At 72.4% G+C, this 15,002-nt stretch carries 14 protein-coding genes; 7 read left to right on the top strand and 7 right to left on the bottom strand.

The features are described from left to right. Positions 1–645 (bottom strand): LuxR C-terminal-related transcriptional regulator, encoded by a 645-nt coding sequence (locus AWQ71_RS17925; protein WP_067134595.1) that lies wholly within the window; start codon positions 643–645, stop codon positions 1–3. Next, the gene (locus tag AWQ71_RS17930; RefSeq protein WP_067134823.1) at positions 633–1,844 is read right to left on the bottom strand and encodes a sensor histidine kinase; all 1,212 of its coding nucleotides are present in this window, start codon (positions 1,842–1,844) and stop codon (positions 633–635) included. The genes AWQ71_RS17925 and AWQ71_RS17930 overlap by 13 nt, the downstream gene beginning before the upstream one ends. 131 nt (positions 1,845–1,975) lie before the next feature. On the opposite strand from AWQ71_RS17930, the gene AWQ71_RS17935 reads away from it, so the two are divergent. Both AWQ71_RS17935 and AWQ71_RS17940 read left to right on the top strand, forming a co-directional pair. Continuing rightward, on the top strand, positions 1,976–2,674 hold the full coding sequence (locus tag AWQ71_RS17935; RefSeq protein ID WP_433213747.1) for an ABC transporter ATP-binding protein: 699 nt from the start codon (positions 1,976–1,978) through the stop codon (positions 2,672–2,674). Beyond that, on the top strand, positions 2,671–5,160 hold the full coding sequence (locus tag AWQ71_RS17940) for an FtsX-like permease family protein (protein ID WP_067134599.1): 2,490 nt from the start codon (positions 2,671–2,673) through the stop codon (positions 5,158–5,160). Before AWQ71_RS17935 ends, AWQ71_RS17940 begins: the two co-directional genes overlap by 4 nt. Before the next feature lie 328 nt (positions 5,161–5,488). Here AWQ71_RS17940 and AWQ71_RS17945 read toward each other — a convergent pair whose 3' ends face one another. Continuing rightward, on the bottom strand, positions 5,489–7,027 hold the full coding sequence (locus tag AWQ71_RS17945) for a hypothetical protein (RefSeq protein WP_067134603.1): 1,539 nt from the start codon (positions 7,025–7,027) through the stop codon (positions 5,489–5,491). Between the two features lie 223 nt (positions 7,028–7,250). Between AWQ71_RS17945 and AWQ71_RS17950 the strand changes: the two genes are divergently transcribed. Next, positions 7,251–7,634 carry a hypothetical protein gene (locus AWQ71_RS17950; RefSeq protein WP_157570411.1) on the top strand — a complete coding sequence of 128 codons (384 nt, stop codon included), beginning with the start codon at positions 7,251–7,253 and terminating at the stop codon, positions 7,632–7,634. A 174-nt stretch (positions 7,635–7,808) separates the two neighbouring features. Here the strand turns inward: AWQ71_RS17950 and AWQ71_RS17955 are convergent, their stop codons facing one another. After that, positions 7,809–8,174, bottom strand: a complete 366-nt coding sequence (locus AWQ71_RS17955) for a VOC family protein (RefSeq protein WP_067134607.1) — start codon at positions 8,172–8,174, stop codon at positions 7,809–7,811. 54 nt (positions 8,175–8,228) lie between these two features. Further along, positions 8,229–8,882 carry a class I SAM-dependent methyltransferase gene (locus tag AWQ71_RS17960; RefSeq protein ID WP_067134609.1) on the bottom strand — a complete coding sequence of 218 codons (654 nt, stop codon included), beginning with the start codon at positions 8,880–8,882 and terminating at the stop codon, positions 8,229–8,231. Positions 8,883–9,050: 168 nt separating this feature from the next. On the opposite strand from AWQ71_RS17960, the gene AWQ71_RS17965 reads away from it, so the two are divergent. The 4 genes from AWQ71_RS17965 to AWQ71_RS17980 are packed head-to-tail and all read left to right on the top strand — an operon-like array spanning position 9,051 to position 12,880. After that, the gene (locus tag AWQ71_RS17965; RefSeq protein WP_067134611.1) at positions 9,051–10,187 is read left to right on the top strand and encodes an acyl-CoA dehydrogenase family protein; all 1,137 of its coding nucleotides are present in this window, start codon (positions 9,051–9,053) and stop codon (positions 10,185–10,187) included. Beyond that, the gene (locus AWQ71_RS17970; RefSeq protein ID WP_067134613.1) at positions 10,184–11,704 is read left to right on the top strand and encodes an amino acid adenylation domain-containing protein; all 1,521 of its coding nucleotides are present in this window, start codon (positions 10,184–10,186) and stop codon (positions 11,702–11,704) included. Before AWQ71_RS17965 ends, AWQ71_RS17970 begins: the two co-directional genes overlap by 4 nt. A 16-nt stretch (positions 11,705–11,720) precedes the next feature. Further along, positions 11,721–11,993 (top strand): acyl carrier protein, encoded by a 273-nt coding sequence (locus AWQ71_RS17975; protein WP_067134615.1) that lies wholly within the window; start codon positions 11,721–11,723, stop codon positions 11,991–11,993. Between the two features lie 32 nt (positions 11,994–12,025). Next, a complete protein-coding gene (locus AWQ71_RS17980; protein WP_067134617.1) occupies positions 12,026–12,880 on the top strand; it encodes an alpha/beta fold hydrolase in 855 nt (284 codons plus the stop codon). A gap of 6 nt (positions 12,881–12,886) precedes the next feature. On the opposite strand, the gene AWQ71_RS17985 is transcribed toward AWQ71_RS17980, so the two are convergent. Together AWQ71_RS17985 and AWQ71_RS17990 are read right to left on the bottom strand one after the other, a co-directional pair. Further along, positions 12,887–14,092, bottom strand: coding sequence for a cytochrome P450 (locus AWQ71_RS17985; protein WP_218001837.1), 1,206 nt, complete (start codon positions 14,090–14,092; stop codon positions 12,887–12,889). Further along, positions 14,089–14,910 (bottom strand): thioesterase II family protein, encoded by an 822-nt coding sequence (locus AWQ71_RS17990; RefSeq protein WP_369407203.1) that lies wholly within the window; start codon positions 14,908–14,910, stop codon positions 14,089–14,091. The genes AWQ71_RS17985 and AWQ71_RS17990 overlap by 4 nt, the downstream gene beginning before the upstream one ends. Positions 14,911–15,002: the final 92 nt, after the last annotated feature.

Raw genomic sequence — 15,002 nt, forward strand, 5'->3', positions numbered from 1 at the left:
TCAGGCCCTGAGGTAGGCGAGCACGGCCAGGACCCTGCGGTGGCCGCTGTCGGAGGGCTGTAGGCCGAGCTTGGCGAAGATGTTCCTGATGTGCTTGTTGACCGCCCCCTCACTGATCACCAGCCGCTCGCTGAGATCGGTGTTGGACAATCCCTCGGCCATCAGCGCGAGCACCTCCCGCTCCCGAGCGGTCAACGCGTGGAGGGGATCACCGGCCCGGCGGCGGACCAAGAGCTGGGCGATCACCTCGGGGTCGATCGCGGTCCCGCCCCCGGCCACCCGGTGCAATGCGTCAAGGAAGGACTGCACCTTGCCGACCCGCTCCTTCAGCAGGTAGCCAACTCCCACGCCACCCTCGCTGAGCAGGGCGGATGCGTAGGTGTCCTCGACATAGGAGGACAGCACCAGCACGGGCAGCCCGGGCCGCATCCGCCTGGCCTCGATCGCCGCGCGCAGGCCCTCGTCGCGGAAGTCCGGCGGCAGCCGTACGTCCACGATGAGGGCGTCGGGCGCCTTGGCCGAGACGACGGCGAGCAGGTCGGCGGCGTTGTCGACGGCGTCGAGCACCTCGATGCCCTCGGCGGCCAGCAGCAGCACCAGCCCCTCGCGCAGCAGCGCGTCGTCTTCGGCGATCACAACCCGCATGGCAACTCCACTTTCAGTACGGTCGGCCCGCCGGGCGGGCTGGTCAGGGTGCTCCGGCCGCCGAAGGCGGCGGCCCGGTGGTCGATTCCGGTCAGGCCGCTGCCGGTGCCGCCCTGGGCGCCGCCCACGCCGTCATCCTCGATCTCTATGGTCAGCAGGCCGCCATCCAGGTACACGCGCACCACCGCCTTGCCGGCATGGCTGTGCTTGGCGACATTGGTGAGCGCTTCGGCGGCGGTGAAGTAGGCGGCGGCCTCGACAGCCGCGGGCAGGCGGGGAAAATCGGCGGTCTCGACGGTGCAGGGGACGGGGCTGCGCGCGGCCAGCGCAGCGAGCGCGCCGTCGAGCCCGTGTTCGGTGAGGACGGGCGGGTGGATGGCCCGGATGGCATCGCGCAGGTTGACCAGCGCGTCGGAGGCGGCCTCCTGGGCCCGTCCGGCCATCTGCCGGGTGCTCTCGGGGGCGGCGGCCAGGGCACGTTCGAGCATGCCGAGGTGCATGACCACGGCGACCAGACGGTTCTGCGTGCCGTCGTGGAGAGTGCGCTCGATGCGCCTGAGCTCCTGCGCGTGGGCCTCAAGCGCCGAGGCCCTGGCCGCGGTCAGCATCGCCACCTGCTGCGCCAGCCGTACCCGGCCCAGGGGTTTGAGCAGGCTTCGGCTGAGTCGTTCGGACAGGCCGGCGGCGGTCGGCAGGACCAGGCAGGCCACCCCCAGATAGCCCACGGCGACGAACGGGCCGGTCAAGGCCAGCGGCCAGGAGTCGACGGCGTAGCCGAGCACCGACGGCGGGCTGCCCGGCGTGAGCCGCCACCACAGCGGCAGGGTGGCCGCGTTGAGCCCGGCCAGGGGCAGGCCGAGTGCCAAGAAGCCGAGCACGATGCCGGTAAGACCGTGCGCGAGGAGCCAGAGCACCTCCCGCGGCGTGGCGGGGTCGCCCACGGCCGCGCGCACGCGCGTCGGCAGCGGCCCCTCAAGCGGCAGGTACGGCGGAGCCGGCATCCCCAGGCGGCGGCGCTGCCACCCGGACAGCCGCCTGACCAGACGTGTCACCGGCGAGATCAGGGGCAGGCCGATCCCGGCCAGGCTCAGCAGCGTGACGCAGACGACCAGCCAGAACAATGGCAGCGCGAGCAGCGCGGTGCCTGACCCGAGCATCAGGAAGCGCGCCCCGTTCCGCGTGGCCGTCAGGACGTTCATGGCCGACATTCTGCATGGTGGTGCACACACCACCTCCAAGACGCCCACCGATGGGATGTCGCGCCCTCATCTCTCACTCCTACGTTTGTGCGGTCCGAGAGAGATTGATGGGGGCTGCGTTGGCGGTTCGGGTGGAAGAGCTCCACAAGACGTACGGGAAGGTGGCCGCGCTCACCGGGGTCACGCTGGAGATCGCCGACGGCGAGTTCGTCGCGATGATGGGCCCATCGGGCTCGGGCAAGAGCACGCTGCTGCACTGCGCGGCCGGGCTCGACACGCCGAGCTCCGGCCGGGTGCTCTTGGGCGGCGTGGAGGTGACGGCACTGGACGAGCCGGGGCTGGCCGCACTGCGCAGGGAGCGGATCGGCTTCGTCTTCCAGGCCTACAACCTGCTGCAGGCGCTTGACGTCGCCGACAACATCACCCTGCCGCTGCGCCTGGCCGAACGCCCGGTGGACGAGGCCAAGCTCATGGCCATCGCGGCCAGGGTGGGGCTCGACTCGCGGCTGGGTCACCGCCCGGCCGAGCTGTCCGGCGGCCAGCAGCAGCGGGTGGCGCTGGCCAGGGCGCTGATCACCGATCCCGAGGTGGTTTTCGCCGACGAGCCCACCGGCGCCCTGGACACGCGGACCGCCCGCGAGGTGCTGACGCTGCTGCGCGAATTGGTGGACGAGGCCGGCCAGACCCTGGTCATGGTCACCCACGATCCGGTCGCGGCCTCCTACGCCCACCGCGTGGTCTTCCTCGCCGACGGGCACCTGGCGGGCGAGGCGCTGCGGCCCACGCCGGAGCAGGTGGCCGAGCGCATGACGCAGCTGGGTGCGTCATGACCGACCTGATCTGGAGGCTCCTGAAAGCGGACAAGGCGGGCCTGGCCGGTGCGTTCGCCGCCCTGTTCGCCGCCTCAGCGCTGCTGAGCGCCTGCGGGCTGATCCTGCAGTCAGGCCTGGGCGCCGGGGTCTCGGCCGAGCGGTATGCCGCCGCCGACGTCGTGGTGAGCGGCCCTGACTCGGTGCGGGTGACAATCGGCGGGAAGAGCAAGACCAAGCCACTGACCGAGCCCACAACCTTGCCGAGCTCCCTGCTCAAGCGGGTGGCCGCGGTGCCGGGCGTGCGCGCCGCCATCCCCGACCGCGGCTTCCCCGTCGACCTCATCACCGACGACGGCGGCTCGCCGGCCGCCACCGGCCACGGCTGGTCCACCGCATCGCTGGCCCCCTTCACCCTCGCAGCCGGACACGCCCCCGGCCCCGGCGAGGTCGTCCTGGATGTCGCCGCCGGGCTGCGCCCAGGCGATCGCGTCACCGTCGTCGCCGGTACGGCGGCCCCCACCGCCTACCGCGTGGCCGGGATCGTCCGCGGCGACCTGCGCCGCCCGCTGGCGCTCTTCCAGGACGCGGAGGCCACCCGCCTGTACGGCAAGCCGCAGGAGCTCGACGCCATAGGTGTGCTGGCCCGGCCCGGCACCGACTCGGAGGAGCTGGCCGAACGCCTCAAAGAGGCACTCGGCGACTCCGTCACCGTCTCCACAGGTGAGGCGCGCAGCCGGGCCGAGTTCGGCGACGTCCGACAGGCACGCTCCGACCTGCAGGAGATGGCCGCCTCGCTGATCGGCGGCGTGGTCGTGATCGCCGGGCTGGTGCTGACCGGCGCGCTCTCGCTCACCGCCCACCGCAGGCGCCGTCAGATCGCGCTGCTGCGGGCGGTCGGCGCGAGCTCGCGGCACATCACCCGCATGATCGCCGCGGAGACCGCCGCCGTCGCCCTGCTCGCGGGCCTGCTGGGCTGCCTGCCGGGCGGACTGCTGGCCGCGCTGCTCCTCAACGCGCTTCGCCTGGTGGGTCTGGCGCCCGACGACTTCGCGATTTCCGTGGGGCCGATCCCGGCGCTGGCCGCGGTCGGCGCCTGCCTGCTCATCTCGCAGGCCGCCGCCTGGGCGGTCAGCCGCCGGGTCTTGCGCCCTCTGCCCGCGCAGGCGCTGACCGAAGTGTCCGTGGAGCCGCCCCGGTTGTCGCCGGCCCGCATCACCTCGGGCGTACTGCTCTTGATCATCGGAATCGGCGCGTCGTCGGCGCCGGCGTGGTGGAGCAGCGTGTTCGCGGTGGCCATCGCCGCCAGCGGCGGTCTCATCATGATCATCGCGCTCAGCGTGCTCGGGCCGCCAATCATGCGGCTGGGCACCAGGATGCTCGCCGGGCGACTCCGCCGTACGTACGGCGCGGCGGGCCACCTTGCCACGGCCAACAGCCTCGCCAACTCGCGACGGCTGGCCGGGACGGTCTCCCCGATGATCCTCGCGATCGGCTTCGCGCTCCTGCAGCTCGGCCTGCCGGCCACGACCGCGTCCGCGGCCCAGCGCGACCTGGAGGCCGGCACGCTGGCCACGCACACCCTCACCGGCGGCGAGTGGGGACTGCCGCCCGGTGTGAGCGGCGACGTGCGGAAGCTGCCGGGCGTGCGTGCCGCAACGCCGGTCGTGCGGACCCGCGTCTACGCCGCGATCAGCCTGCTCGACAGCCCGGAAGTGCTCGACTACCAGGCCCAGGCCGTCGATCCGGCGGGGTTGTCCGGAACGGCCGACCTCGGAGTGGAGGCCGGTTCGCTGGCCGGGCTGCGTCCCGGGACGGTGGCGATCAGCCGGGCCGCCGCGGGCACACTGTCGGCGAAGATCGGTTCGATGCTCCACCTCTACCTCGGGGACGGCACGCCGTACCAGCCCGAAGTGGTGGCGATCTACAGCCGCGGCTCGGGCTTCGGCGACCTCACGCTGCCGCGCGCGGTTGTGCCGAGGAGCCGCGACGACGCCGTCCTCGTGCGCGCCGACCCCTCGGCCGACCTCGGCGCCCTCGCCCGGGCGCACCCAGGGCTGGTGGTCAGCGACGGCGCGGCCATGCGGGCCGCCCAGGAGGAGGGCGAAGCCGCCGCGATGCTCGGCGGCCTGATCCCGCTCCTACTGGTCTTCGGCTACCTGGCGATGTCGGTGGCCAACGCCCTGATCCTGGCGGTGACCGAGCGGACCAGGGAGTTCGCGCTGCTCCGCCTGGCCGGGGGCAGCCGCGGCCAGGTCATGCGGATGTTGCGCGCCGAATCAGTGCTGATCGTCACGCTCGCGGTGATCATCGGCACCGCCGCGCCGCTCCTGCCGCTCGCGATGATCGCCTATGGCCTGGTCGGGCTGCCCCTGCCTGCCATCCAGCCCGTGACCTACCTGGCAGTCGTAGGCGCCACTTCGGCGCTCGGCGTGCTGTCAGTGCTCGTCCCCGCGCGGATCGCCCTGCGAACGCGCCCCATCCAGGCCCTCAGCGGCCACGCCTGACAAGGAGATCGACATGACCGAACCCCGCTGGACCCCGCCCAAGCAGAAGCGGCAGTGGCCCTGGATCCTGCTGGCGATCGTCGTCGTCGCCGTCGTGATCAACGTCGCCCTGACCGCCTGAGCGACCCATCCGGCCTTGCTTCCGCGCGCTCGGCGAATACCGCAGGTCCCACCGCCTCTGTGTCGGAGGAGCCCACATCCGAAGGAGCACACCTGGCATGGCACCCTTCCGCATCACGATGATCGAAGCACTGCCGTCACTCGAGCGGTCCCAGCGCGCGAAAGCGCTGCGGGCCGCCGACTACAACCTCACACGCACAGCGAGGGGCTACCGCTTACTTTCGTGATAGACGGTCTTTCGCGAGTTGCCGGGATAGACGATGACCAGATGCTCCTCGACCGGCAGCTCGGACACGGACATCATGGCTTCCTTCTGGTCCCGTACGTAGATGCGGACGCGGTAGCGGCCGGGCCCGGAGACGGCGAGCTCGGGCAGCGGGTCGCCCATCTCCCACGATGTGAGCCCGAGCTTGCCGGATGGGCTGGTGATCCCGGTCTCGACGACCGCCTCCCATCCCGCCGGCCGCACGCGGGGAGCACGGCGCAGCACCTTGACCGTCAAACAGACGGAAGAGTTCTCCACCGCCGTGATGACCGAGACCCTGTGGGCGGACAGGCCCCAGAGGATCGCCTCGGCCGCCTTGTCCAGGGCGTACGACGGCTCCTCTTCGCCCACGAAGTCACCGTCCTCGATGAAGTAGCCGCCGCCTTCGCCGACGAACAGTGCCGTGGTCACCTGCCGCACGCCCCGCAGCCGCCGCGCCGAGTCCGCGCAGTGCGAGGTCATCACCGCCTGGTATTCCTCGTCCCGCCGCTCCGGATCGTCCTCCGACAGCGCCAGCCCCGGCCACGTACGCGCGACCGCGTCGGGGCAGAGGAACACCAGCACCCTCATGACCATGTAGTTCCAGTCGTCCGCACCGGCCTCGTCGAGCACTGTGCGGACACGGGGCTCGGTGGTGGGCCGCCCGGCGACGCCGCAGAGAGCGCGGCCCGCCACGAGCTTTTCCCGGTCGGGGAGCTTCGCGAGCCGCGACGCGAAGCCGCCGGCAGCACTGGCGAGGCAGAGGAACGCGCGCTCGCGGTCACCGGGCGCGGTATCGCCGTAGGAGCGGTGCTCGTCGGTCCACTGATCACAGGTCGGTTCTGTGGCGCCCCCGTCTCCGTCCTCTGCCGTGTCCCGGGACCCTTCGACCTCCCCGATGGACCGCGCCGCGACGTCAGCACCGGTCAAGCGGATGTCCGGCCCCTGGTCCACCCCGATCAGGCCGAGCAGGAGGCAGCACACCACGACGACCCCGGCCGTACGGCGCAACCGGATCCGGAGCGGAGACGCGGGGCGGGCGGGCCGCACCGCGAGCAGGATGAGGACCACGCAGACTGTCCAGTAGGCGCCCACGCCGAGGTTCCACACGGCCGTGGGCCGCCACACCTCCCAGCATCCGGCGCCGACCGTGAAAAGGTCGTACGCGATGAGCGCCGGGTCGAGAAGGGCCGGGAGCAGCACGTACGCCGCGACGATGCGGGCCGCGACCCGGCTGGCCCGTCCCCCGCGGGTGACCAGCCAGAACGCGAAGGCGAGGGGGCCGGCGAAGACGTTCCACCCCAGGAGCGCCGCCGCTGTCGACGGCCAGTAGACCTCGGTCTGGAACTCAAGGCCCGGACAGGTGGGCGGGTCGACCAGCAGGGCGTCGGTGACGAGCACCGACTCGACGAGCACCGACTCGGGGAGTAACCACAACGCCAGAGGCGGCAGCGTCATCGCGGTCGCGACCGTCCAGAGCCGGAACCCGCGTGACCGCCACATGTGAACCGACTCCTCGCCGCCTGGACAGAGCAGACGCACCCTATCCAGGAAAGGATCTTGATGTGCCGATAAGTGGGGATTGGGCGGTCGTCGCGCCGTAACCGTCTCCGGGCCCACTGCTCGCTCGCAGGCCGTGGCGGGGCAGACGCGCGATGAGCTCGCACTTCCGGATGGCGCCCTGGACCACGCGGCGCGTGTCAGCCGGTCCCTACGCGTGGTCGCAGTGGCACTTGGCGTGCTGACCGCCGTGTGCGTGAGCTTCCTGCTGCGGTCTACGGCGCTGGCACTGGACCTGGCCGAGGCGGGCCCCGACGGGCAGAGCATCATGCAGCGATACGGCCCCGGGCTCGCGATGCTCACCCTGCTACCGGCGCTCATCGCGGCCGTGCCGTTCGCGCTGCCCGCCAGAGCGCGTGGTGTGGCCGGGGCCGTCGGCGCGGTGGTTCTCACCGTGCTCACGTTCGTCTGGGGCGAGATCGGCCTGTATTACTTCCCGCTCATGATCGGGGCCAGCGGTTTCGTCTCGGTGCGGCCCGAGACGCGCGACCGGGTCGAGCGACGACCTCCGGCGGCTGCACGGCGAACCACGTCGTCATCCGGTGGTTGACCGACGACCCGGCCGCCTGCGCGACATCTTCCGCGAACTCGGTATCACGTCGCGCAGGCGGCTCAGGGACATGCCCGATCTCGGGTGCCGCGCCGACCCCGTTGCGGCAGCGGGTGCGGCGGCGGTCGCGCGGGGCGAAGCCGACGCAGTGGCCCTACGCACGGGCAGGAGTGGTCAGTGGCGCGACGTCGCGATCTGCCAGGTGTTGCCCCACTTGTCGCGGACGGTGGCGCGCCGGTCGCCCCACGGCATGTCATCCGGTTTGTCCTGCACCGCCGCCCCGGCCGCCACGGCGCGGGCGAAGGCGGCGTCGGTGTCGTCGACGTAGACGATGAGGAAGGCGGGCGTGTCCGCGTGCACTCCCCCGCCGTCGCTCACCATGACGAGCGAATCGCCGAACCGCATCTCGACCGGCCGTTCGCCCTCGATCTCGCCCTGAGCGCCGAACACCTCCTTGAGGAAGCCGACAAGCCCGGCCGGGTCGCCGGTGATGATCCTCGGCGTCACGGTCGGCCGCTGCCAGGACTCGGAGGTTCCCATCGTCAACACCCTTCGCTCTCTTCTTATGGGACAGGAGGGGGCGGCGCAGGCCGGCTAGATCCGTTTGATCGTGGCGAGCCAGCCGGGCGCACCGTCGGGGTGACGCCTGGTCAGGACCCGCTCGGGCTCGATGGCGGCGATGCTCCACCCGGAGGAGAACGCCGCCGTCAGCTCTTCCCGGCTGACGGGGTGCGGCCCCGGCTCTGGCCCCTCGTCGCTGAAGCACAGCACGTACAGGGTGCCGCCGTGCGCGGTCACCGAGGCCAGGCCCGAGACGTACTCCGACCGCTCCTCGCCGTCGAAGGTGTGGAAGAGACCGGAGTCCAGCACCGTATCGAACTCGCGCCCCAGATCCCCCAGGCGTAGCGCGTCCGCCACGGCGAACTCGGCCTCCAGCCCGCGCTCGCGGGCCTTGGCCCTGGCCTGCTCCAAGGCGGTCTCCGCCACGTCCACGCCCAGCACCCGCAGGCCCAGCGAGGCCACGTGGAGGGTGTTGTCGCCGCTGCCGCAGCCCGCGTCGAGCACCGTGCCGGCGAGGCCGCCTCGGGAAGCCAGGCGGACGAGCGCCGGCTGCGGACCATCGATGTCCCACGGCGCGGGGCCGTCCTGGTAGGACGCGTCCCACGGCTCCCCCGACTGCCGCTCGTGACTGGTCGGGCGCCGACCGCCGTACGGGTCGTCGGCGGGCGCTTTCGATCGCTCGGACAAAACCGTGCCCTCCTTCGGACCTGATCCTTCGGCCCCATCATGGCATGCCGCGCCCCGCCTCCATAGGAGCCGACCGACACGCTCGACAGACGGAGAACGCTGTGCCAGATTGCCAACGTCCTGTCGGCCACCGTGTCCTTCTCCGCTCCGGACGAGTTGGTGCAAAGCATGGATTTCGACTTCAGCGAAGCACAGCGCAGGCGCTACGAAGAAGTGCTCGCGGGTGTCCGCGGGCAGGTTCAAGACCTGGTCGGACCGCGTGTCCCGTTCTCCCGCGAGGAATGGCTGGCCGCCGCGAGCCTGGGCATGACGGGCTTGTGCCTGCCGTCGAAGTACGGCGGGGGCGGCCTGGGCGCGCTGGACACCGCGCTCTGCCTGGAAGCCTTCACCGAGGGCGGGGCCGACTCCGGCCTGGCCTTCGCGATCGGCGCCCACCTGCTGGCCTGCGCGGTCCCGGTGCGCGACTTCGGCACCGACCCCGTGCGCGCCGAACTGCTGGAAGGCATGGCCGCCGGCACTCTGGTCGCCGCCAACGCGATGACGGAGGACGCGGCAGGGTCCGACATCGGGACGCTGGGCACGACGATCGTCCGCGACGGCGGCGACTACGTGCTGCACGGCGTGAAGTCCTTCGTCAGCAACGCCTCGGCGGCCGACGTGTTCGTCGTCTACGGCACCTCTGACGAGAAGGCCGGCTTCCTGGGCCAGACCGCGCTGGCCGTACCCAGAGACCTGCCGGGTGTCACGGTCGGCGAGCCGTTCACCAAGATGGGCCTGCACGCCTGCCCCGCCGGGCGGGTGGAGTTCGCCGACTGCCGGGTGCCGGTGCGCTACCGGCTGGGCGCGGAGGGCCAGGGCAACGCGATCTTCAAGCATTCGATGAGCTGGGAGCGCGGTTGCCTGTTCGCCCTCTACCTGGGCCAGATGCGCCGCCAGTTGAACGAGTGCGTGGCCCACGCCAAGCGGCGGCGCCAGTTCCGGAGGCCGATCGGCGCCTTCCAGGCGGTCTCGCACCGGATCGCCACCATGACCCAGCGGCTGGAGTCGGCGCGGCTGCTGCTCTACCGGGCCTGCTGGCTGCTGGACCGGGAGCGGTCCGACGCCCAGGCGACCGCGCTGGCCAAGCTCGCGGTCTCGGAGGCGACGGTGGCCAACAGCCTGGACGCCGTCCAGATCTTCGGCGGCCCCGGCTACCTGTCGGGCACCGGCAGCGAGGCGCAGCTACGCGACTCGGTGCCCAGCGTCATCTTCTCCGGCACCAGCGACATCCAGCGGGAGATCATCGCCAACGGGGCCGGGCTATGACCTTGCACCAGCTCGCCATCGACGCGGCGGCCCGCCACCCGCACCGGCCCGCCGTGGCCGGGGCCGGAGGCGAGCTGTCCTACGCCGAGCTGGACCGCCGAGCCAACGCGCTCGCGGCCGTGATGCGCGAGGCCGGGGTCGTCAGGGGCGATCGCGTGGCCATCTGGGCGGAGAAGTCGCCGGACGTGGTGGCGGCGATGCAGGCCGTCCTGCGGCTCGGCGCCGCCTACGTCCCGCTGGACCCGGCCACCCCGCCCGCCCGCGCCGCGACCGTGATCCGCGACTGCGACGCGCGCCTGTTGTGCGGGGACGGCCCGCTGCTGCGGGCGGCCGGCGACTACGGCGCGGCACCCGGCACGCTCGATCTCGCCACGGCGGCGGCGCCCGGCGGCCCCGAGCCGGTCAACGAGCCGGTCAACGAGCCGGTCAACGAGACGGTCAACGAGACGGCCGGCGCCGATGACCTGGCCTTCATCCTCTACACCTCGGGCTCAACCGGCGTGCCGAAGGGCGTGTCCATCAGCCACGGCAACGCCCGCGCGTTCGTGGACTGGGCGGCGGCCGAGCTGGCCGCGGTCCCGCAGGACCGCTTCGCCAACCACGCGGGGCTGTCCTTCGACCTGTCGGTCCTGGACATCTACGCAGCCTTCCGCGCCGGAGCCCTGGTCCACCTCGTCCCCAACGGCCTCGCCTACTCGCCCAGGCGCCTGGTCGAGCTGCTGCACGAGCAGCGGATCAGCGTGTGGTACTCGGTCCCGTCCGCGCTGACCCTGATGATCCGCGAGGGCGGCCTGCTGGAGCGGCGTGCGCCGGGCGCGCTGCGCGCCGTACTGTTCGCCGGGGAGCCCTTCCCCATCACCAAGCTGCGCGAGCTGGCCGCGTGGACCTCCGCGCGGCTGCTCAACCTGTACGGCCCGACCGAGACCAACGTGTGCACCTTCCACCAGGTCGGGCCCGCCGACCTGGAGCGCGACCGCCCGGCGCCGATCGGCATGGCGGCCGGCGGCGACACCGTGTGGGCGCTCACGAGCGAGGGCGACCGGGCCGGGCCGGGCGAGGAGGGCGAGCTGTGGGTGGAGGGGCCCACGGTGATGCTCGGCTACTGGGGGCGCGACCCGCAGAAGGGGCCCTATCCCACGGGTGACATCGTCCGGGTGCTGCCGGACGGCGGCTTCGACTACCTCGGCAGGCGCGACCACCTGGTGAAAGTGCGCGGGTGCCGGGTGGAGCTGGGCGACGTCGAGGCGGCGCTGGCCGCCCACCCGGAGGTCGACGAGGCCGCGGTGATCGTCGTGGGGGACGGCGATGACGCACGGCTGGAGGCGTTCGTGGTGCCGGTGAGCGGCCGGGCGCCGGGGCTGCTGGCGCTCAAGCGGCACAGCGCGGAGCGCCTTCCTCCTTACATGATCGCCGATCGGATCCACCTGGTGGCCGGGCTGCCCCGCACCGGGAACGGAAAAGTCGACCGCGCCGCACTCGGCCGGCGAGCCAATCACCACCCCGCCGCCGGGCGGTAGCAGGAAGGGAAGCAAGGTGGCCGACGACCAGATCGTGTCCGACCTCCTGGTGTTCATCCGCACGCAGTTCCTCGACGGCGATCCCGCGGGCGAGCTGACCGACCAGACGCCGCTGCTCGCGTGGGGCGTGCTCGATTCGTTCAAGACCGCCAGGCTCGTCGGCTTCATCCACGACGAGCTCGGTTCCCAGATCCCGCCGGATCAGCTCAACGCCTCGAACTTCCAGGACGTGCGCAGCATCGCGGAGCTGGTCCGCTCCAACGGCGGCCAGGCGAAGGCCGCCCAGTGAGCGGTTCGCCTGAGCGCGGGCCGGGCGGCAGCATGACTCAGGATCTCGGCTCCGTCGCCGATTCCGGGACGTCCCACTACGTCGACCTGCCCGCGGGCCGGTTCCACTACCGGAGGTGGGCGCCGGAGGTCCCGGCTCCCAGCGCGGTCCTGGTGCACGGCAACGGCGGCACCTGGGCTACATGGGCCCGCGTCGGGGCGGCGCTGGGCGCGGCGGGGATGGACGTGCTCGCCGTCGACCTGCGTGGCAGCGGCGCCAGCGTCCGACCGCCCGCCGGGTCGTACGGCCTGCGCGAGGTCGCCGGCGACCTGGACGACTTCCTCCGCGCCCTGCGCGTCCACGCTCCCCTGCTGATCGGGCACTGCTGGGGCGGCGCGGCGGCGCTCGCCCTGGCGACCGGCGCGGTGGCCGACCGGGTGCCGCCGGTGCTGAGCGGCCTGGTGCTGGAGGAGCTGCCGCCCGACATGGCGGCCACGGCGACCCAGCCGGTGGTGCGCGACTTCCTGCGGATGATGCGCAGCTCGCCGGAGTACGTGGCGAAGTGGGTGGACCTGGTCTGCCGCGACTGGCATCCGGTCGACCGGGAGAGCCTGCTGGAGGAGCTGCGCGGGGCCGACGTGCAGGTCTACCTCAGCGCAATCGACGAGGGCGCCGCCGCGGGCCCGCTGCTCCCGCTCCTGGCGCGGGTGAAGGTTCCGGCGCTCGTCCTGCGCGGCGATCCGCGGCGCGGCGGCATGCTGAGCGACGCGGACTGGCAGCTCGCCCGCGAGTGCCTGCCGGGCCACTGCGTCGCGGGCGAGCTTCCGGGCAGCGGGCACGAGCTCCACCGCGGCGACTTCGCCGGGTTCATGCGCCTGGTGCGGGAGCTCCTGGCCACCGTGGCGTGAGGGATGTCAGGTGAACACCACGGGCAGGGTGCTGTAGCCGTACAGGAAGTTGGAGTAGATCCGGCGCGGCTTGCCCGCCGGCGTCATCTCGGTGACCGACTCCCGCAGCGCCTCCAGCAGGATCCTCAGTTCGAGCCTGCCGAGCTGGGCGCCGACGCAGAAGTGCGGCCCGTACCCGAAGGCGAGGTGGCGGTTCGGCCGCCGTGCGGGGTCGAAGGTCTCGGGTGAGGGGAAGACCGTCTCGTCGCGGTCGGCGGAGCTGTTCCACAGCGTCACGATGTCGCCTTCGGCGATGCGGTGGCCACCGACCTCGGCCTCGGCCCTGGCCCGCCGCCCGACATGCATCGCCGGGGTGGTCCAGCGCAGGATCTCCTCGACCGTGGAGTCCACGCCGACCTCGCCGTCCCGCACCCGGCGCCAGGCCTCGGGCCGCTCGCAGAAGGCCAGCACCCCGCAGACGGCGGACATCCGGCTCGACTCGTCCCCGCCGATGAGCAGGCTGTAGCAGTTGTAGACGATCTCCTCGTCGCTCAGCGGCTCCCCGTCCTCCGGCCGGTGCGCGACCAGCTCGGTGACCACGTCGGTCCCGGCCCGCTCGCGGCGCTCCTGCACCAGGTCGCTGAGATACAGGAGGATCTCGCCGCGGGCGAGCTGGGCGTCGGCCTCGGTCGTGCCGGCGATGTCGGAGCTCAGCGCCTGCTTGTTCCACTCCAGCAGCTCGGCGCGGTCGCCTGCCGGAATGCCCATCAGGTCGCAGATCGTGCCCATCGGCAGCCGTTCGGCGATCTCGGTGGCGAAGTCGAACGGCCGGCCCGAGGTCATCGCCCGCACCAGCTCGCCGGTGCGGGCCCGCAGCGGCTCCGCCAGGGCGTTCATCGTCCTGGGCCGCAGCGCGTCGACGAGCGCGGTGCGCAGGCGCCGGTGGCGCGGCCCGTCGGTGACCGCCAGCATGGCGCCCGCGGCCGAGTCGCCACCCGCCATCAGCGTGGACAGCACGTTGCCGCCGTCGGAGCCGAACCGGGGATCCTTGTAGGCGGCGACCACATCCGCGTACCGGGTCAGCACCCAGAACCCGTGCGGATGCCGAAATATCGGGCTCTGGTGACGCAGGCTCCGCCACAGGGACGTCAGGTCGTAGTCGACGAACGTGTTCGGATCGAGCAGGTCGATCTCGCGCAGCTCGCGGACGCTCAGCTCGGCAGCGTCGATCACGGGGTGCCCCCGGACGTGGACGACCGCGCGCCGCCCCCGCCGGCGCGGGGCGACGGGGAGCGCAGCGCCGCCAGCTGCCCTGCCACCTGCGCGGCGATGGCGGGGACGTGGTCGGCCAGGTAGAAGTGGCCGCCGGGGAACACCCGGACGGTGAACTCCGCGGCGGTGTACTCCCGCCAGGCCTCGATCGAGGCGGCCGGCAGGTCCGCGTCGTCCTCGCCCAGCAGGACCGTGATCGGACAGGGCAGCCGGGTAGGGCTGGGCCGGTAGTCGGCATCGGCGTGGAAGTCGGCGCGCAGTATCGGCGTCAGCAACTCGCGCCACTCGGGGGCGGCCGCGATCTCCGGCGGCGTCCCGCCGAGCCGTTCCATCTCCTGCCAGATCGCCGCGTCGGTGCGCGGCGGCCGGACCCGTTCGAGGTCGTGGTGCGGGGCACCTCTGGCGGAGATGTAGACGGCCAGCGGCGGCGTGCCGGCGGCGCTCAGCCGTACCGCCGCCTCGAAGGCGACGGCGGCGCCGAAGCTGTGCCCGAACAGGATCAGCCCCGGCAGGTCCGCCACCTCGGCGGCAAGCAGGGCGCTCAGCTCGTGCACGTCGTCCAGGCACGACTCGTCGAGCCGGTCGCCGTGGCCCGGGTACTGCACGGGCACGACTTGGATATCAGGGGGGAAACAGGTCGGCCAGCTCCGGAAGAACGCGGCCGTCCCGCCCGCGTGCGGGCAACAGACCAACGACGCGGCGCGCCCGGACGGCTCGCCCAGGGGCCTCAGGCTGCCGTTACACACGGTCGCATTCCAGCAGGATCGGCCGCCCGCCACAATGCCCGCCCGTCCGCCCGCTCATCCGCCTCGCTCATCCGCCCGCCTGTCCACGCCGGCGTCCCCGACAGCGGGGCGTGCTCGACCATAGG

The organism is Microtetraspora malaysiensis, assembly GCF_001528665.1.
Taxonomy (GTDB): Bacteria; Actinomycetota; Actinomycetes; order Streptosporangiales; family Streptosporangiaceae; genus Microtetraspora_A; species Microtetraspora_A malaysiensis.